Origin of the sequence: Calothrix sp. UHCC 0171, from assembly GCF_034931845.1 — a bacterium.
Taxonomy (GTDB): Bacteria; Cyanobacteriota; Cyanobacteriia; order Cyanobacteriales; family Nostocaceae; genus Brunnivagina.
The window spans coordinates 64,570-83,989 of the sequence record NZ_JAYGHN010000008.1 but is presented as its reverse complement, the minus strand read 5'-3'; the positions used below and the strand labels follow the sequence as shown (position 1 = coordinate 83,989).

The window sequence follows — 19,420 nt, the reverse complement described above, 5'->3', positions numbered from 1 at the left end:
ACATGTAGCTCAGAAAATTACGATTTTGATATTCAAAATTGTGATTTTTTTGAATTCAAATATCAGGTGAGATGGAAATATTACTTTACATGTATGAAATTTTTGCTTAAATATTTTCAGGAAATCAAGTTAGGTAAAGCAATTCTCTGGTGTTATCTCATTTGGTACATTGTAGTTGTTTATTTTTATTTTGACCCTTCCTTAAAAATATGGGGTAATGCAATTGGTATTAGTGCTGTCATTGGTACAGGTTTATTGTTAAGTGTTTCTGCTGGTAAAACTGGCGCAAGGGATAATTGGCAAACATTCAGGTTATATCTCATGCCCTTTTGTGTCTCCAGTTTTTCTGCTTTAATTAAAGACCAAGAATTTATCGTATTTATATCACCCAAAATTCCCGAAACATTAATATCAGTATTCTCCTGTACTGTGTTTCTAGTAGGTATTTTTGTAATTAAATTAGTTAGAAATAAAATTATTTGAATGCATATTATTCATCTTCAACGATCGCAATTTCTTCTGATTGAAATTGATGGTTCTCATCTAGACACCAGCTTTTCACCTCAATAACTTTGCCTTTGTCTACAGAAACGATGATATAGGAATATTCTTGCCAAGCTTGGGCGCGATCGCATTCGGAAGGAATTGCTGGATAATCAGGGTGAGAGTGGAAAATCCCAATGATATTTAGGGATTCGTCACGGGCTTGTTTTTGTATTTGTAACATAACTTGAGGCGCGATCGCATATCTTCTTTCTTTGCCAAAATCCCCTGGGGTTTCCGGAATCCAGGCATTTTCGGTAGTTATTATTTGCACCGTTTTTTTGCCACTACTAGATATTTCCCCCAATAAAATACCGCAGCATTCTTCCGGGTAAATACTCTCCGCATGGGTATAAATTACGTGCAAATGTTCGGGAAGAAGATAAATAACCACATCCAACCTATCTATTCTAAAACCAAAACCAATCAAGCTTGTAGTTGCAACTTCAATTGAGCGATCGCATCTAAATACTCTGGTATCCCTTCACTACCCACCTCACAAGCCATTCTATCCACAGCCAAAATATCATCACCGTAAAAAACCTTACCCAGTTCTACAGCCTTCCCCTTATCTGGTTTCCAATCATCGCTAATAAATTTTAAATTACCATCAACCACCGCACCATCAAACAAATGTCCAATACTGAAATAAACATCCTGTAAAACTTGTGGCACAGAAGGACGATGCAATTGCCCGCGAGATTTTGCACTTCTGGCTTTGTAGCGGGCACGGGGGAATAATCCGTAGAGGTTTTTCAATGAAGCTGAGATTAACGCCGCATTCAAAAAAGTTCGCTTCAACGCACCTACAGTAATTCGACAATCAACCTCTGTTAAAATCGCCGGTGCAACCATTGACTTAAACCGCACGGGAGCAGGGGAAAGATTTGGGTATTCCCGCAAAGGTAACTCATCCGCATCTAACAGTTGCATCCCCTCATCCAACAATATATGTACACCCAAACGAGTCGCAATTTCCGCCAGCGATACATGGGAACATACCCCTTCCACAACCAAAATTTCTGCATTGGGACTAGCTTTTCGCAAACCCCGCAACACTTCACCCAAAACTTGCATACTCACGGTGACAGGTGGAGCTACAGGATAACCCAAATTGGGCTTAACTAAGATACGTTTGGCATTAATCGCTGGCGCTGGTGGTTGATAAATAAAATCGCTGGTATTGACGACTTGGACAGGGGAATGCAGAGTTTGTGTCATGCGGAGAAGAAGAAGGAGAAAACGCAACAATTATTAATAATCATAGGCTGAATCTGACTCAGAAAACTTGATCCCCCTCCATCCACTGCAAAACCCGATTCCAAGCCCACCAAATATCAGGATCATTGGCTTGTTTCTGCCCTTTGTGGCTATTTGCATAAACAGCATGACCCCCGTATTTTGTCAACAATAAATTTATCTGGGGATTCTTCGCGCAAGCCGCCTCTAAATCTGGTGCGATCGCAGGGTCAAAAAATGGGTCATTTTCGGCGTAAATAATTAAAGTGGGGATTTCCAGACTGGGCAAAAAATATAAAGGGCTGGTGGCATCATAATATGCTTCCACTGTGGGGAAACCCAGATTTCCAATGACTAACTCGTGATCGAATGCCCAAATACTATCAATGCGATCGATTGCGGCGGGATCAATTGCACCAGGATGGGCATCGTGAATTTGCCCAGCCAATTTTTTTAAACTCCTAGCAATACCCTTTTCAATGTACCTACCCTGCGGATGTCCTAAAAGATAAGAGAGCGATCGCTTGGCATCCAAACTTGGACAAATAGCTGCTATTCCTCCAATATCCTGTGTCTCTAAAATCCCTGCTGTTGTTTTCCCCGCCCATAATGCCATTTGCCCTCCCAAGGATAAACCAACAAACCAAAACTTCCTTGGACATCCCCAAGATTGAGCTTGTGAGGCAATCCTGAGAAAATCTTCCCCCTCATACAAACCATCGGAAGTCAAAGCCGGAGATAATTCCAGGGATTTTCCGTGGGCACGCCAATCAAATAGCACCACAGCATAACCGCTTGCATATGCCTTACGTCCCCAAATTCGTAGTAACCATTGATCTTCTAAATTGCCAGCAATTCCATAGGTGGCGACAACTGTACCGCGAGCATTTTCAGGAATTGCCAATAAACCAAAAAGTGGTGTATTCCTAGCTCCTGTAAATATTTGTTGCTGATATGGTGGTTCGAGGGCAAAAACTGTATTCTCCCAATTGTGGCTAGTCTGAAAACCAGCATGTAGGGTCATGGCGAAACCATTTTGTAACCACCCAGGCGGAATATAAGCAGGAAAACGCATGATATATATAAATTTTGTCTATTTATAACCAGGATTCACAAATATTTCATCTTAATCTTTATGTTAGATTTAAAAACTTTTTTATAATCAATACAGCAATCTTTGCACCACTCAAAGATTCTTAGTTTCTCTTTAACAAAGTAGTCATAACAATACATAATGCCAAGGATTCTTGTCATAGACGACGACCCCGCTATTTCAGAACTCGTTGCTGTCAATCTCGAAATGGCTGGCTATGATGTCAGCCAAGCCGAAGACGGCATCAAGGGTCAGGCATTAGCACTACAGCTACAACCAGACCTAATCATGCTCGACTTGATGCTACCCAGAGTTGATGGATTTACAGTTTGTCAACGCTTGCGTCGGGACGATCGCACGGCTGAAATCCCGGTATTGATGCTCACGGCATTAAGTCAAACTCAGGATAAAGTCGAAGGTTTCAACGCTGGTGCCGATGATTATCTGACTAAACCGTTTGAAGTTGAGGAAATGCTGGCGCGAGTCCGGGCGTTACTGCGACGTACAGACCGCATCCCCCAAGCCGCCAAACACAGCGAAATCCTGAATTATGGTCCCCTCACCTTGGTTCCTGAGCGTTTTGAGGCGATATGGTTTGGCGAAACCGTCAAATTAACCCATTTGGAATTTGAATTGTTGCACTGTCTGCTGCAACGTCATGGTCAAACTGTCTCCCCTAGCGAAATTCTCCGCGAAGTTTGGGGTTACGATCCCGATGATGACATCGAAACAATTCGTGTCCATATCCGCCACTTACGTACCAAACTGGAACCAGACCCCCGCCATCCTCGTTACATCAAAACTGTATACGGCGCAGGATATTGTTTAGAAATGCCTAGCACTCCAGCATCAGGAGAAGGAGCGCCAATGTCTGTAGTTGAGTAAAAATATGGTGTTTTCTCTTAGCACACAACTATGGCACTCTCTTCCGAAATTGTTCGGCGAGTGCCAAAGATTTTGATGTTCATTTGAATACCACAACCCAAAATCCCAAAATTTTATTACCCATCAACTAAATGTTTCGCACCAAAGCAACTTCATCTTTAAACCAAAAACTGCTAGAAACTGGACTCACTAAATCGCCATAGTGCCTTCCGATTAGACTTCAATGCTAATAGCTAAAGGCTACTAGCTAACTGCTCGCAGTATAACTATTTTGGATTCCGAACCCTGAATCTTACTTTTGGAGAAATTTTTTGCGAGTCACAACATAAAGCCCTAACAGAGATAGCCCACCGACAACTCCTGGCTCTGGTACTTTTTCAGTAGCGGGAACAAGATTTATCTTCGCGTAAATTCCGGCTTTGGTTGTTGCACCTTCGATCGCACGCAACTCTTTGGCACTTGTCAACCCCCCATCTTGACTAAAACCTGTCAATTCTAGAGTGTACTCTTTACCGTCATAACTAAAACTGCGTTTGGCAAATGCTGGTGTGGGAAAAACATAATCAGCATTAGCTATGTCGGTAATGGGTATATTTGGGTCATTTTGTGTATTGATCAACTTAAAATCAAATTCAAAAACCTCTGTTTTGACAACAGGATTGTTGAAGGATAGACGCAAATTAAGTGGGACTTTCTCAACATTAGTATACAAAGGCACTGTGCCGTTGTAGTAACTTAAATCTCCAATTTTAAATAAAGAGTTGATGTTAGATGCAAATGATGTTCCCTCAAATAAGAGGCTATTAGCTGGAGTCGCAAACCTAGGATTGTCGGGGAGCGATAACCCCCATTTAAAATCATTTGTCCCAACACCATTATAAGTGGCATAAATATTAAAAGCACCGGGGTCTGGTTCTCCCCATGTTCCGCTAGAATTACCTGAAAAGATTAATGCTTGAGCTTGATTTGAGAAACCAAGTGCTGCGACAGCAGTAATCGTACATGCAGATAATGTAACACCGAAAACAGAACTTAGTTTCATCACCATCTGTCTCAAATCTACACCAGAGTTTTTTTCTTTTTGAAGATGTAACTAATCCACGTTAGTAAAAATACGGAGAAATTGCCAAGGCTTAAGCATGGTGTTCATAAAATCTTTATATTGTCTTTGTGAATCCTTGTCACAATGACTTGTATGGATGCCTTGGATTCTCGTATTTCCAGTAATAGTTAGCCAACAAAAAATACTTGATCGATATATTATTGCCAATATCAATCAAGTATCAAGCAATTAGACTTTTCAAAAACAGTCAAATAAAAATTATTGAGCTTGAAGAAAATTTTCTTTGCGTAACAAATAATTGATGAATTGAAGAATATATTTAAGTTTATGTAGTCATTGGCTGGATTGTTAGTAGCTTTTAGAACATAATTTTAATTGTACTAAAGTTCAAAACAAGAGAATAACTCGACAATATTTAAGTATATATACTTAAAGTTGAGACTTTCCCGGCTTTCTCTACTTTATTAGAGTTTTGATGGTAGCGGTGATTGATTTTTAACTTGATAACTGATCAGTTTTCTGACATCTTCAGGAGCTAAATTAAATAATTGAGCAATCATAATTTCGATCATCTCCACTTCAGTAACTGGCAATACAAATTCCAGCTTTTTTAGAGCATTATTAGCAGTTCTAACCTCCACAAAGCTAAATCCTGGCTTTTTATGAATTGCAGCTTTGATTGCTGTCAAATTCAGGGCAAGTTTTGCTTGTATTTTTTGGTTTAGCTCTAGTTTTTTAATTTGAGGATATATTCCTAATTTTCGTGCGATCGCAACTTCGGGAATTTTGGAGTTAGAAATTTCTAATTCTAATCTTTTCAGCAGGGAATTTGTAGTTTTAATCTCAACTTGAGTAAACATTTTTTCCGGTTCTATTTTCACAGAAATGACTGTAAAATCTAGCGTTAGCAAGACCTGCGGAATGGTATCAACTTGCAACCTATCTAAAGTTCTATAGGAAAGACTTAATAAATGCTTTGTGAGTAAATCACTACCAGTCCAAAAAGTAATTCCGACAAGTAGTAAAGGTAGAAATAGCAGTAAAAATTGTAGACGAAAATCAGGCATAATTAAGAATGAATAGCTATATGCAGGATTGTCGCTAGACATTCCCAGCTTCTGGTGGCGATCGCAATAGTTACGATATAGTTGCGATACTTAATATACTGTTACAGTATTTGGTTTATTTGCGTCAACTAAATTAGTTATTATTTCTTTCATTTCCTAGATAATACTGACTATTTTTTATAGTCACAAATTTAGTTCTATTTAAAACTACCTATTGGTAGATATGCTTGATTACTGATGCTGAATATTAGAAAATAAAAATCTCAAATTAGATAGAAGACATAGAGAAGGCAAACATTATTTAATGTTAAAGGAAAGATGATAATTTGATTGTAAGGGTGGATGCGAAAAAGTGTTATGCGAATTTTACTAGTAGAAGACGATTTTGAACAATTAGAACCACTGCAAGGTATTTTGTCTGAGTCAGGCTATATTGTAGATGCTGCGGAAGATGGGGAAATCGCCCAGTGGCTGATTTCGCAAAAAGATTACGATTTATTAATTGTTGACTGGATGTTACCAACAATTAGTGGGTTAAACTTGTGTCGCCAATATCGTCTCTCCGGTAAAAATTCACCAGTATTAATGTTAACTGCTAAAGACACCACGGCTGATAAAGTGATGGGCTTGGATGCAGGAGCAGATGACTATTTAGTTAAACCTGCTGATTTAGTCGAACTCTTAGCACGAGTACGTGCTTTAGGACGAAGAGTCCCCACTTGGCAAGGAGATAGCTTACGTATAGCGGATTTACAATTGCATTTGGCTGAATTAACCATAGAACGAAATCAACTAAAAGTAGAATTATCCCCACGTGAAGCACAATTATTAGAATACCTAATGCGTCATCCTAATCAGGTTTTGACTCGCAACCAGATTGAAGAAGTTTTGTGGGAGTGTGGTATGGAACCAGAAAGCAACGCCTTAACAGTATTAGTGCGTAAGTTGCGACAGCGTTTACAGATATTGGGTGCCGGAGACTGGATTAGAACTGTTTATGGTATGGGTTATCGCTTAAATTCACAAAATTAAATTAACAGTTGTAGAGTGTATATGAATAATATTGAGATAATATCAAGTCCGCCTAAATAACTACTAACTATATATTATGTTTAATCGTAGCCGTCGCAATCTCGCCAGCTGGTTCACATTAACAATGGGGAGTATTTTAATTGTATTTGCGGCGGTAGTTTACTATTGGGAAGTAATAGACGAACTGGAGGAACTAGATCGATTACTGTTAAAAAAAACTAGTGTCATGGCAGCAAATGTCAAGTCAGAGTTACATAATGGTCAGCAACAGCTAGACTTAGAACATGTACCATTGTTAGGAAGCCTAGTACAACCGTTGCCAGATAGTCAACTAGTGTATGCCAGTTGGTATGATGAACAAAAGCAATTAGTACAATTCTTTGGTACAATTCCTAGCGATCGCCTTTCAGTATCAGGTGGATTCGATACTATTGAAACCAGTAGTCAAATATGGATGCGTCAGGTAACTTTACCTGTTTACCAAAATAGTTTACTCATTGGTTATTTGCAGGTAGCAATGCCAATGACTGCGACTGAAAGCGTCTTAGCTGAATTTCGGCTAGTTTTGGCTATCTCAGTGCCCATTACCCTAGGTGTAATTGCCCTGACTGGTTGGTGGTTGGGAGGACTGGCAATGCAACCAATTCGCCAAAGTTATGATCATCTGCAAAGATTTACAGCTGATGCTTCTCATGAATTGCGATCGCCTCTAACAGCAATTATTAGCAATTCTCAGTACGGCTTTTTGTCTAAATCTACTGATATAGAGTTACAACGCCAGCGCTTTCAAAAAATTTTTGAGATTGCTAAATCAATGAGCATTTTAGTAAATAATCTCCTATTTCTGGCACGCTCTCAAGGTCAATTACCCATTGAATCATTGCAAGAAATTGTTCTCAATGATTTACTTGTGCAAATAACAAATGATTATGCTACCCTGCCCGATGCACAGCATCTTAATTTAGTTACAAAATTACCAAATGATTGTGTCACTGTGCTTGGTGATGCTAATTTACTCACTCAATCAGTCATTAATTTACTTAATAATGCTTGTAAATATACTCCTGCTGGTGGTCAAATTCAATTACAATTATTTACCCAGTCACATTGGGCTGTAATTCAAGTTGTCGATAATGGTATTGGTATTCCTGAAGCTGATTTACCACATATTTTGAGAGATTTTATCGAGTGGATAAAAAACGCTCTCGCAAAACCGGAGGATTTGGTTTGGGACTAGCTATTGCTCAACAAATCATTCAATCTCATCGAGGTCAAATTAGAATTACAAGTGTATTCAAACAGGGAACCACTTTACAAATTCTTTTGCCTCTCAGAGGTTATCTATAAAGTAAATCTTCAGACTAAAGAAATCCGGTTTCTTGGATTTAAATATCGCGAGCATCATCTGAACTTTTTGATGAGAAACCGAATCCTGAATTTTATATTAAGTCGAGAAAAATCCAATTCTCTAAACTTTTATGATTCAGTTTTTCGTTGTTTATTCACTATCTCTACTATAGGACTATCATGTCTGTTAGGGTCTTTCTTTTGTTTTTTAGTGCCATCAGATTGCTTTTTAGCTTTTTTCGCTTCTCTATTACCTTTTCTCTCTTTTGACATCATAATTCTCCAATTGAATTGATGTGACTTGAATCTAAATTTTTGATTTTTAATTTCTGTGAGCAGCCAGACTAACTATGGAGGTAAAACTGATTCACCTCCAACATCAACATCTGCGTTTAGAAAGGTTGGAACATGAAAGTCCAGAGGATACTTGCAATCGCGATCGCCATTAAGCTGAGGTTGAAAAAACGACCTACTGTCAGGTTCCGTCCCAGTGCTTTATCTTCTCTACCTCTAGTGAAAAATATTGACCAGGCTTGAGTTGCGTTGATTTTCTCAAAGTGATTGAAATCGGCTCTGAAGACAATAGGACTGAGCAGAGAGGGATTATTTAAGCTAACATTCGTTGTCATTGTTTTTATCCTTATTAATTAAGATTCTACAAAGGTATTCAGGCTATATTTATATGGTGAGGTGCAAATTCCTAAAGACTAGTCAAAATAGCAATTACGACTAGGTTTGCTAATAACAAGAACGAAAATTCCACTCGTTATTCTGGATACTGAGAAAGCAAAACCAAGGCTTATCCATCATGTACTTTCAAAGATTTGATGGCGTAGTTATTCAGCCTACCGAATTATTCAATCACTAAACCGTTTTTACCAGTTCTGTTGTTTGTTTTTGTGATCTTGTATAGATCAAACTTAACATTTTTATGACAAAACTGCAATGTTTATTGCGAAATAAATCAAATAATGATATTAGAAATACTCGTAATCCCTTTGGAACATCTAGAAAATTATGGGGCAGCAACTATAAGTAGTTGTCACCCCATAAACATATTGATTGGAACAATGGCACTTTTACTAACTAAATGCTCGTGTAAGTAATTTTGTTTTAACTACTTAGTAATAGCAATATCAGATTTGCCATCTATACAGGAAATTATGCAGGCATCAACACTGTATCAATGATGTGGATGACACCGTTATCAGCAGCAACATCAGGTGTTGTGACTGTGGCATCATTTACCTTTACACCATGAGAAGCGTCAATTTTCACATCTTCACCTTCAACCGTTTTAGCTGACTTCAGTTTCACCACATCAGCCGCCATCACTTTGCCGGAAACAACATGATAAGTGAGGATTTTTTTGAGTTTGGGAATGTCCTTCAAGAGTGCGTCTACTGTACCTTGGGGAAGCTTGGCAAACGCCTGATCATTAGGTGCAAAAAGGGTGAATGGACCTTTTCCTTTAAGAGTATCTACTAAACCAGCAGCTTTAACAGCAGCAACTAGTGTACTGAAAGAACCAGCCTTAACGGCGGTATCAACAATATCAGCCATTTAATTTTACCTAGTAAGCGTGTAATCTGCGGACAAGAGCTAGAATGGCACCTCGCTGTTAGAAATCATGTTTTAGCAAGCGTTTGAAAACGTATAATTTGTATAGATTCTCCTAAAACATTCCAAAGATACAGCAAGTGACATCTTAAACACAAAAAAAACTTCCCAATGCTAAAGCAAAGGGAGGATGTAATTAATGCAATGCTGTGATGTACTCCCCACACTCCCTTTCAGATGAGTGTGGGCAATGTTTCAGATTTGTGAGTTAATCTCAGGAAACTCTTCTAGCGCACAAAACCCAAGTTCATTAGTTCCTGGGGAGATGCCAGCACATCAATTCCCACAAAGAAAATCTTGCCTTGCGGGTTGAGCAAGAATCGCCATGCGAGATTTATGCCCAAACTCTCACCAAACCAGGGAGTTTGGACTTTACCTGTCACTTTAATCTGGGTAAACTCTCCCTCTGCTGGTTCCGATACTCCTTGTTCTGGCATTAGCTTGAGTCCATAACATTCTTCACGCATATATGCGAGGATCGACTCATGACCGACAATCGGTTCTCGGAAAGGCGGTTTTAGGGCACCATCCTCGGTAAATAAAGCCACAGCTGCCTGAAAGTCAAAGACATTCATATTCTCCATGTAGCTGAAGACTGTCAAGTGATCGATGCCTTTAATACTGACCTTAGTTCGAGGTGCAATATCTTTAGGAGGAAGCACAGGCTCTTTGACTTTTGCAGTACCACCTGTTGGGGTATATCCCATATTGACGACAACATCCTGGAATACGGTGAGTTGTTGTCCTCCTTCCAGTTGACTGATGGTTTGTAATAAATCCGATGCCTTTGCGGACAGTTTATAGCCTTCTGGAATCGGAGCCACGATTGAGAGTTTCATCCACTCACTTAACTGATACCAGAAACCTAATTTGACATTTGTACCAAAAGATGAGTAAGTCTGACAGATGGGAGTGTTAGTGTGATTAACCAAATCGCACATGACTTGCGTTTGCTGCAAAGCTGGCATCTGCTTGATTTGAGTCAGGGTTTTTTCTGCAAATGCCATATTCGCTAATGACATAGCTGCGGGAGTGATTGTAACTCCCATCTCAGTGTAGGCAAACCAAAGTAAAGCTAACTGTTCTTCAGCACTGAGTTGATTGAATGATTCAACGATCGCTGGAACTGCATCAGCAACTTGAGTTTCCGGGAAAATGGAACGTGCAGACTCGATAGTAAACGACATTTTTCAAAATCTCCAGAACGAAATGACATTAATTTGTTGATAGTGTTTCAAAAATAGTGATGCTAACTTAGAAATGCCGGATATAAATACTTCTCAGCTTAAAAACTATTAAGTGGATAAATGGATAAGTACCTTTGAGAGTATCTAGTAATTTGCTAGTCTTGGTTGTCGGAAGCAGCTTTCACGGTAATATCAACAATCTCAACTATGTAATCTAAATAGCTTTTTACTATTTATTCACAACGTTTAGCATGACATCCTGCTGTTAGAAATCATGTTCGATTCAGTGTTTGATTGGTATATATTTTGTATAGTTTGTACTGGAAAGACTTAAATATTTACAAAAAAACAAAAAATGAAATTGCATATTTTAAAATATGTATCTTTGGAATGATAAACAGACTTTAACTGCTTCTCAAGAAGGTAATCAAAGTTAGAATTTCTAATTATTGGATAGATTTTTAATTAGTAATCATTTGTTTAAATAACTTATAATAAGAGTATGAAATTTATCTGAGGGCATACATTTATGCACAACATCGATAAAGAAGAGAAAACCTTCAATATTGATGAAAACTTTCAGGAGTAATCCATGATATTCAAGAAGCGAATTCAAATCATATTATTGGGATTTGCTATATGGTTTTGCCTCTTGATTGGTGTTGGGCAGAACCCGATTATGGCAGCAACTCTTGCGGAGACTGGAGCAATATCTCAAGGAAGGATGCAAACTCTGCCTGAAGAAACCCTCAATCTAGAATTGGGAGTCGATCGCTTTCTCACGTCAATTCCAGCCGGCTATTACACAATCGCCAGTGTCGAAGGGTTGAAAAGTCTGCTAGAGAACCCTCAAACTCTATTGATAGATGTGCGAGAATCCTCTGAGTATCGCTTGGGACATATACCTAAAGCAATCAATATTCCTCTGCGAACCTTGACTCATAATTTAGATAAAATAGTACGCGATCGCCCTGTAGTGTTGTACTGTTCCTCCGGCTACCGCTCGGCAATGGGGGTGATGACATTACACTTGTTGGACTACGAAAATGTTCAGGGGTTTCCACCTAGTTTTGCAGGCTGGAAAGCAGCAGGAGAAGCGATCGCCAGATTATAACTAGATAACTAGTACAGTACGGCAGAAATGAAGCAACCATTCTAAAATGACAAAAAGCTTCTGAAATAAGCTTTATTCCTTCTGCCTTCTGCCTTCTTACTTCTGCCTTCACGTACTAGTCAAGATTAGCCTTCAAACCCACAAAATTGCGATCGATGACAACCAGAAAATAAAACGGATAATTAATCGCCGACTTAAGCGAAACTAGCTACTCTGCAAACTAAATACACCATCTGAATCTGGGAGGTTCCTCATGGATACTAGTCTTCCACTCGAAAGTATATCCTTATCGCGACGACGACTTCTCAACTTCATCACCGGAGCCGCAGTTGCTGCGGTCGCAGGTTCCGCCCTTTATCCAGTCGGAAAGTTTTTCATTGCTCCAGCAGAAAAAACAGGAGCAGGGGGAGCTATTCTTGCTAAAGATATTCTGGGGAAGCTAATTCCAGCCGCACAAATTCTAGCAGAACCACCGGGAACCCGCGCCCTGGTTGCAGGTCTGGCAGGAGAGCCGACCTACCTGATTGTTAAAGAAGATAACACCTTGGATCATATCGGACTTGTCGATAACTGCACTCACCTTGGTTGTACCTTCCCCTGGAATCCTCTGGATCAGCAGTTTCAATGTCCCTGTCATGGTTCTCGCTATGCTCCTGATGGAACAGTGGTGCGTGGTCCGGCTCCTCTGCCACTTAAGATTGTCCAGGTTGCCGTAATTGATAACAGCATTTTGATTTCCCCCTGGACAGAAACCGATCCCCGCACTGGAGAAAAGCCCTGGTGGGTTTAAAGATTCGGAATCTCAGGCTCTCCGGAGAATTTAGCTAGAAAAATTCAATGATTCAATACCTTCAATACTCAGAGACTTATCAGTTCAGAATTTCAAAAGACTCATTACTATAATTTGGAAATATCGGAGCTAACTGCTTTTCCAAACTTAGATCATCATATCTAGGGACGTGACCCAAAATCCGTTGAGCGATCGCATATGCAGATTGTTGGCAAAGCGCTAAACTGCCAAGCACAGCAAAAAACTCATCAAAATTCAGGGGTTTGGTGAACCACATGTCAAACCCATCAGACAGAGCGCGTTGAAGCATCTTTTCATCGGCATAGCCTGTCACTGCTATTGCTAGCACTGATTTCCCCCGCTCTCCTACTTTGGTTCTGATTTGTTGAATCAGGTCATAACCATCTTCGTTTGGTAAAGCAATATCACTCACGAGGACATCAGGTTGCCATTGGCGGAATATTTCTAGAGCTTCCTGGGCTGAAGCAGCTTTTTGCGCCTCAACGCCATAGATTTGCAGCAGCAGCATCATCACATCGCAGAAATCGACATTATCATCTACAAGAAGCACTCTTAGACCTTGGAGGGATGAAATATTAGTTGAAAATTCATTATTTGTATACATTGAAACTCCAGTTGGGATTTCAGAACTAGTGCTAAAGACCCTTGGCGGGAGGATATAGGCGATTAATGGATGGCAACTTAAACAGTGTATGGCTTTTGACTTTACTGGCTCGGTTGAAATTTTAGTAAGCGGCAATCAATCATTGAAGATTCAACTAAGCTCTATTAGTATTCCTCTACAGCATCACAAGCTGTTATCTTCATTTCTAGGCTGATTAGTTTTATTTGGTGAAATTACGATACAAAAAGTAAGAAAAAGTGTTGATTGGAATTATTTGAATGAGCGCTCACTGAAACAATAGGAAACTTTTAGAACTAGATTTAATGGAAAGTTGCAGACAATCAGTCGTTTGTCAATTTAACTGTTACTCCTGCGGATAAAACGAATATGTCACCCACTCACTCAGTGGGTTTGCATCTGCCGCCAAAGAGTCGTCACCCTGACAAATAAATGTCACAAAGTAGTATAGTTTTTCTTGCGTGTGGACAAACTTACCGTATTCAATCTGCCGAGTTATTTCCACAGGGGTAGCTTTGTCTAATGAGGGAAGGGGAACAAGTTTTAAGCTAACACTTAATGGAGCCGATTGCACGAGGTCTTTAGTCCCTCGATCTACTACAGGTGAAATTACCCATTCCTGATCCCATGGGTGTGATACAGGTGAGATAATTTGTAGGTAAGGAGTGTTTTTATCAACCCAGTACCATGCTCCTCGATTCCAAGATTGAACAGGGATGTAATTTTCTTGGGCTGGTAGTTGTCCGATAAATTTTAGAAAACCCGTATTTTGCCGATCTATTAGGTTCATTGTAATAATTCCTGAAAATAGTACTTATTATTTTTCAAATATTTTGATATTAGAATTTCTGAATCCCTAACTATTCCTAATAGTCTACGGCAAAAACTTTGCAGGGATAAAAACCTCCGTACCAATCTGCAAAGGACTAGCGATAAAATTAGCTTCAGAAATCAATTTTTATCTACTATCATTGCTCTAAACAGCTAGCAATTATTTATATATAGAAAAGTCCTGAATCTTGACTCTTCTAGAATGACAGATACATGATTGAAATAAAGTTTTGGTAAAGGTTAAATAAGTATAAGAAGTATAAAATCAGTGTCTAGTGTTTGATTTATTTACAAAACTTAAAGTTAAGATTAGACTTTTGTATGATTTAAATTGATGCGGATTTGTGTAACATAAGAAAAGCGAGAAAATATATAGTGTTAATAAAAATTTAAATTACCAACTTGAATTATGAGTTTTGTATGTTATGGTCAAGCGATCGCTCCAGGCATCACTTACCGGGATTCAAGAGGCTAAAAGAGCTTTTGCCCGCAAAGGGTGGACTCAAGAAAATTTGGCTTTTGAAGTCAATTTAAAGACTAGACAACCGATTTGGCGATTTTTCAGTGGTCGTCCAGTTGAGCGTCATATATTTATGGAAATTTGTGCCATCTTGGAATTAAATTGGCGAGAAATAGCTGCTGATCCCCCAGCCGAATTTTCCGATCATGAAGAAGTTGCCCAGGCTGCTGCCCTCGATATTGATGTCTTGGTGCAACAAGTGCGATCGCAACGCCAAGAAAAAATTCAAGACCAATGCGGTATTTTACAATTATTAGATATCAGTCATCCCGTGGCGATCGATGACATATATGTGGATGTCAATATTTTGGAGGAAATTGCCAGCCTTCAGTGGTTAGAGATATCTGATCTGCAAAACCTGAACGCCGAGGAATTTGACCGCTTTGGCTTAGGTGAAGTGGATCAGAAACAAATACCGGGTATGCAGGCAGTCGAAACCTATTCCAAGCTCAGGGTACTAGGTAAGCCGGGAGTTGGTAAAACCACCTTTTTGCAACATCTCGCTATTCAATGTAACCAAGGTAAATTTGCTGCTAACCAGGTTCCGATTTTCATTGTCTTGAGGAATTTTGCTGAAGAGTCGAGGGTAAGTGGTGAATTCAGCCTCTTAAACTACATCCGCCAGGAGTTGATTACATCCAGAATTTCCGACCCGTCAATCATTGAAACCTTACTGGCTGCGGGCAGAGTATTGCTATTGCTTGATGGGATGGATGAAGTTCTCAACCAAGAGAGCAATGCCGTCTTAAGAGAAATTCGCAGATTTTCGGACAAATATCACAAAAATCGGTTTGTGGCAACCTGTCGAACGGCGGCTCAAAAGCTTACCCTCCGAGGCTTTACCGATGTTGAGATTGCCCCATTTACCCAAGAACAAATCCGAGCCTTTGCGCGTAAATGGTTTGTTGCCTTCACAAAAACAAACACCCAAGCAGGGCAAGCACAGTCTGTGCAGTTTATTCAGAAGTTAGACTTACCTGAAAACTGGCAATTTCGCCAACTCGTGATCACACCCCTATTTTTGCATCTTGCCTGCTGGGTATTCCACGGTCAAGAAAAATTTCCGACTAAGCGGACTGATTTTTATAAACAAGGGCTAGACCTGCTCTTGGGCAAATGGGACGAAGCTAGAGGTGTGGAACGGGATGATGTTTATCGGGGATTTTTATTACCACAAAAGCTGAAGTTATTGAGTCAAATCGCGGCAGCAACATTTGAAGATGGTCAATACTTCTTTGAGCAACGTGTAATTGAACAATATATTGGTGACTATATTCGTAATTTACCGGAGATGCCAACCGAGCCAGAGGAAGTGCAACTAAAAAGTGAAGCGGTGCTGAAGGCGATCGAAGCGCAACATGGGCTACTGACAGAACGGGCGCGGGGAATTTTCTCCTTCTCCTATCTGGCATTTCAAGAATATTTCACCGCCAGAAAAATTGTTGCTAACCATAACCTCCAAGCATTAGAGCAAGCTCTGGCAGGATTAGTCAAACATATCACTGACCCGCACTGGCGGGAAATCTTCTTACTAACAGCTGCGATGCTCCGGAGTGCAGACGGACTCATGCAGTTGATGAAGCAACATATTGATGCACTTGTTGCCGAAGACCCTTACCTGCAAGAGTTTTTGACCTGGGCGAGCCAAAAATCTCTGACTACCCCCTCCCAACCAAAAGTGGCGACGAGTCGAGCATTTTACCTGGCTCTTGCCCAAAGTCCTCATATAGCTCCTCACTTTGCCCTCGCTTGTACCCTCGATCAAGGAATGCTTCTGGATACCGTATTAGATAACCTGCTGCTGGAATCTGCGATCGACCACGGTCAAGATTTTGCCTATGCTCATGCCTGCGGAGATGCTCTGGGCAACATTCTCGGCATTGTTTTGGATGCTGGACTCCATAAAGCCTTGGAACAACTGAGGGAACAATTGCCAAATCCAAATCAAAACCAAGAAAAATGGCAAAGATGGTGGGAAGCACATTCTTCAGCTTGGGTTGAACAATTGAAAACGACAATTGTTAATTATCGTAATATTAACCACCACTGGCAGTTTAGCCAACAGCAACAGCAGGTGCTGCAACACTACTATGATGCCAATCAGCTACTACTCGATTGCCTGCGTAGTAATTGTGAAGTAACGGCTGCTATCAGGCAGGAAATTGAAGCAACGTTATTATTGCCTCAGAAGGAACTTGAGGACAGGGAATGGCAATAGGTTGGTTCATCTGTTTTTGTGATTAGGTATTGTGATTGTATTTTGATTATGTTGTGATTATGTTGTGCGATCGTCTGACTCCAGATATGGGAGTTAGTTGGTTTGGTAAGAGACCATTTATAAAGTAAATATTAAGGATAATCGTGCAGGGAGAAACCCGGTTTCTCATCAACAAAGTCAGATGATGCTTGATATTTAAATCCAAGAAACCGGGTTTCTTTGGTCTTAAGGTTTACTTTATACATAACCTCTAATACTCCCATTTTGCTACTAACAGGAATTACAAACAATTTATTACGAAATATTGCAATCAATTTGGATTAATTTCCTCACAAATTCCTCAAAATTTAAACATATGCTGATTTGGCAAAGTTAAACACCAAACAAAAACATCATTGCTTATAGTAATTTAAGCTAGTTAAAATAAATTGTGTGAGGTAGATGTAATGAAATTAAAAAAAAGACTGGGGATTCTTACAAGTGGAGGAGACTGTCCAGGATTAAATGCAGTAATTCGAGCAGTTGTCAACCATGCAATTTTGACCTATGACTGGGAAGTCTTGGGCATTCCCTATGCAACCAAAGGTTTATTGGAAAGAAAAGCAATTCCCTTATCGCTGCATGGGTTAGATTTGCGTGGGATTGATCCATTATTAAATATGGGTGGAACAATTCTTGGGAGTATTAATAAAGGGGATACACTTAATCAAATTGATGAAATTATTGCTAGTTATAATGACTTAGAATTAGATGCTTTAATTGGGATTGGTGGCGATGGTAGTTTAGCAATACTGAATAAATTACAAGCTATGGGCAATTGGCAGTTTATTGCGATTCCCAAAACCATTGATAATGACGTGGCACTCACAGATAGAGTCATCGGCTTTGACACTGCTGTGAATACAATTGTAGATTCATTGAATCGTCTCACATTCACCGCCGCAAGTCACGATCGCATTATGATTGTGGAAGTCATGGGACGTAGTGCGGGGCATTTAGCATTACATGCGGGAATCGCTGGTGGTGCGGATGCAATTTTGATTCCCGAAATCCCCTATTCTATACAGGGTATATGTGAACATTTAGCAGAGTTACGTGACAGGGGACGCAGATTTGCAATTATTGTTGTTGCCGAAGGGGTGAAGATAGCAGATGATTCATCTTTGTATGCATCATGTCAAAATCCCAGTTGCGGTATGGGACAATATATAGCCGATGAAATACGTAATTGCAGTCACAATGAACTCGATATTCGCGTTTCTGTGTTGGGACATATTCAACGTGGGGGGATACCTACAGCTTTAGATCGTTTGGTAGCAACCGCTTTTGGCAAAGCTGCCGTGGATTTAATTGCTGCTGGAGAGAGTGGCAAAATGGTAGCTTGGCGTAATGGGCAAGTTGAGGCTGTTTCTTTGGATGCCGTATTAGCTGAAAGTCCTTTGCATGTCGCTAAAAACCATTATTTGGTGGAAACTGCCCGTGCTATGGGTATTTATATAGGGAATAAAGAAAGTTAGGAATCATGCAAAAATAAGTAGTGCAAGCGTCTCGCTTGCTATTTCCCAAACGTGGGCATGAATCAATACAGTTCAGTTAAGAATAAAACAGATCGACTTTTTTGGAGGGGGCTTGGGGGACGCAACCGTCCGTAGCTTTGAATAACTTAAATAAGCATTGATAAAATTCCCGACTTCGGAAGAAATCGGGAATCTTGTCATTAGTAATGTTTTTTATCTGTTGGTTCACCTTCAAATGGTTGAGTTCCTGTTTCGGGATAGTTATCGTCTCTAGGTGTAAAAATACGTGTGAATCCTCCGAAAATAAAATTAATGATTTTTTGTGGAGCTTCTTTAATCGATTGGAACAAGGTTTTGGTGTTTGTATTATTAGTCATATATTTGTCCTTTAGTTTTCAGAATTTTTTCAGAATTTACAGCAAGGATGATTCAAGATTAACGCAATTCAAACTCCCAGCATTTTTCGAGAAATTGAATTCTATCTAAATTCCAGCAATATTCGAGTCGCTGAATTTTATAATTATGCCAAAAACAGAATGGATTAATGACTGTTTTTGGATGTTTTAATGGTTGATTCAAGTATTGCCAAAGGGGAAATTTGATTTTAACTTCTACTGGAACATTGTGATAATTCATATTCCTCTGATTAATGACATAATTTAATTATAAAATTGCAAAATTATCTACAAGTTGTTGTCGAGTAACTGCTTC

Annotated in this window: 19 protein-coding genes and 1 pseudogene; 8 read left to right on the top strand and 12 right to left on the bottom strand. The window is 39.6% G+C overall.

What is annotated here, in order from left to right; translation table 11 throughout:
- Positions 1–93 precede the first annotated feature (93 nt).
- A complete protein-coding gene (locus VB733_RS08735) occupies positions 94–483 on the top strand; it encodes a hypothetical protein (protein ID WP_323339690.1) in 390 nt (129 codons plus the stop codon).
- A 7-nt stretch (positions 484–490) separates the two neighbouring features.
- On the opposite strand, the gene VB733_RS08730 is transcribed toward VB733_RS08735, so the two are convergent.
- From VB733_RS08730 to VB733_RS08720, 3 genes are read right to left on the bottom strand one after another with little or no spacing between them, the layout of a single operon-like run.
- A complete protein-coding gene (locus tag VB733_RS08730) occupies positions 491–937 on the bottom strand; it encodes a Mov34/MPN/PAD-1 family protein (RefSeq protein WP_416336303.1) in 447 nt (148 codons plus the stop codon).
- Positions 938–969: 32 nt separating this feature from the next.
- Positions 970–1,764 (bottom strand): DUF362 domain-containing protein, encoded by a 795-nt coding sequence (locus VB733_RS08725; RefSeq protein ID WP_323339689.1) that lies wholly within the window; start codon positions 1,762–1,764, stop codon positions 970–972.
- Positions 1,765–1,822: 58 nt separating this feature from the next.
- Complete coding sequence (locus VB733_RS08720; RefSeq protein ID WP_323339688.1) at positions 1,823–2,857, bottom strand: YheT family hydrolase; 1,035 nt, start codon at positions 2,855–2,857, stop codon at positions 1,823–1,825.
- Between the two features lie 159 nt (positions 2,858–3,016).
- Between VB733_RS08720 and VB733_RS08715 the strand changes: the two genes are divergently transcribed.
- Positions 3,017–3,760 (top strand): response regulator transcription factor, encoded by a 744-nt coding sequence (locus VB733_RS08715; RefSeq protein ID WP_096612521.1) that lies wholly within the window; start codon positions 3,017–3,019, stop codon positions 3,758–3,760.
- 292 nt (positions 3,761–4,052) lie between these two features.
- Here the strand turns inward: VB733_RS08715 and VB733_RS08710 are convergent, their stop codons facing one another.
- Together VB733_RS08710 and VB733_RS08705 are read right to left on the bottom strand one after the other, a co-directional pair.
- Positions 4,053–4,802: a choice-of-anchor K domain-containing protein gene (locus VB733_RS08710; protein WP_323339687.1), complete on the bottom strand. Its 750-nt coding sequence runs from the start codon at positions 4,800–4,802 to the stop codon at positions 4,053–4,055.
- A gap of 485 nt (positions 4,803–5,287) precedes the next feature.
- Complete coding sequence (locus VB733_RS08705; RefSeq protein ID WP_323339686.1) at positions 5,288–5,932, bottom strand: hypothetical protein; 645 nt, start codon at positions 5,930–5,932, stop codon at positions 5,288–5,290.
- Positions 5,933–6,247: 315 nt separating this feature from the next.
- Here VB733_RS08705 and rppA point away from each other — a divergent pair, with 315 nt between their 5' ends.
- Positions 6,248–6,922, top strand: coding sequence for a two-component system response regulator RppA (gene rppA / locus VB733_RS08700; RefSeq protein ID WP_323339685.1), 675 nt, complete (start codon positions 6,248–6,250; stop codon positions 6,920–6,922).
- 226 nt (positions 6,923–7,148) lie between these two features.
- Positions 7,149–8,269, top strand: a pseudogene (locus VB733_RS08695) (sensor histidine kinase).
- Between the two features lie 129 nt (positions 8,270–8,398).
- On the opposite strand, the gene VB733_RS08690 reads toward VB733_RS08695, so the two are convergent.
- The 4 genes from VB733_RS08690 to VB733_RS08675 all read right to left on the bottom strand — a co-directional run bounded on the left by VB733_RS08690 (position 8,399) and on the right by VB733_RS08675 (position 11,076).
- Positions 8,399–8,545, bottom strand: a complete 147-nt coding sequence (locus VB733_RS08690) for a hypothetical protein (RefSeq protein ID WP_323339684.1) — start codon at positions 8,543–8,545, stop codon at positions 8,399–8,401.
- A gap of 116 nt (positions 8,546–8,661) precedes the next feature.
- Positions 8,662–8,898: a hypothetical protein gene (locus tag VB733_RS08685; RefSeq protein ID WP_323339683.1), complete on the bottom strand. Its 237-nt coding sequence runs from the start codon at positions 8,896–8,898 to the stop codon at positions 8,662–8,664.
- Positions 8,899–9,430: 532 nt separating this feature from the next.
- The gene (locus VB733_RS08680) at positions 9,431–9,832 is read right to left on the bottom strand and encodes a fasciclin domain-containing protein (protein WP_096612527.1); all 402 of its coding nucleotides are present in this window, start codon (positions 9,830–9,832) and stop codon (positions 9,431–9,433) included.
- 284 nt (positions 9,833–10,116) lie between these two features.
- A complete protein-coding gene (locus VB733_RS08675; protein ID WP_323339682.1) occupies positions 10,117–11,076 on the bottom strand; it encodes an orange carotenoid protein N-terminal domain-containing protein in 960 nt (319 codons plus the stop codon).
- Between the two features lie 679 nt (positions 11,077–11,755).
- Here VB733_RS08675 and VB733_RS08670 point away from each other — a divergent pair.
- Together VB733_RS08670 and petC are read left to right on the top strand one after the other, a co-directional pair.
- The gene (locus VB733_RS08670) at positions 11,756–12,190 is read left to right on the top strand and encodes a rhodanese-like domain-containing protein (RefSeq protein ID WP_323339681.1); all 435 of its coding nucleotides are present in this window, start codon (positions 11,756–11,758) and stop codon (positions 12,188–12,190) included.
- A 253-nt stretch (positions 12,191–12,443) separates the two neighbouring features.
- The gene (gene petC / locus VB733_RS08665) at positions 12,444–12,980 is read left to right on the top strand and encodes a cytochrome b6-f complex iron-sulfur subunit (protein ID WP_323339680.1); all 537 of its coding nucleotides are present in this window, start codon (positions 12,444–12,446) and stop codon (positions 12,978–12,980) included.
- A gap of 79 nt (positions 12,981–13,059) precedes the next feature.
- On the opposite strand, the gene VB733_RS08660 is transcribed toward petC, so the two are convergent.
- Entirely contained in the window at positions 13,060–13,605 is a 546-nt protein-coding gene (locus VB733_RS08660; protein ID WP_323339679.1) for a response regulator, read from the bottom strand.
- A 364-nt stretch (positions 13,606–13,969) separates the two neighbouring features.
- On the bottom strand, positions 13,970–14,413 hold the full coding sequence (locus VB733_RS08655; protein WP_323339678.1) for a hypothetical protein: 444 nt from the start codon (positions 14,411–14,413) through the stop codon (positions 13,970–13,972).
- Positions 14,414–14,879: 466 nt separating this feature from the next.
- Here VB733_RS08655 and VB733_RS08650 point away from each other — a divergent pair, with 466 nt between their 5' ends.
- Positions 14,880–17,192, top strand: a complete 2,313-nt coding sequence (locus VB733_RS08650) for an NACHT domain-containing NTPase (protein WP_323339767.1) — start codon at positions 14,880–14,882, stop codon at positions 17,190–17,192.
- A 446-nt stretch (positions 17,193–17,638) separates the two neighbouring features.
- On the top strand, positions 17,639–18,709 hold the full coding sequence (locus VB733_RS08645; protein ID WP_323339677.1) for an ATP-dependent 6-phosphofructokinase: 1,071 nt from the start codon (positions 17,639–17,641) through the stop codon (positions 18,707–18,709).
- A 200-nt stretch (positions 18,710–18,909) separates the two neighbouring features.
- Here the strand turns inward: VB733_RS08645 and VB733_RS08640 are convergent, their stop codons facing one another.
- A complete protein-coding gene (locus VB733_RS08640) occupies positions 18,910–19,086 on the bottom strand; it encodes a hypothetical protein (protein ID WP_323339676.1) in 177 nt (58 codons plus the stop codon).
- Positions 19,087–19,420: the final 334 nt, after the last annotated feature.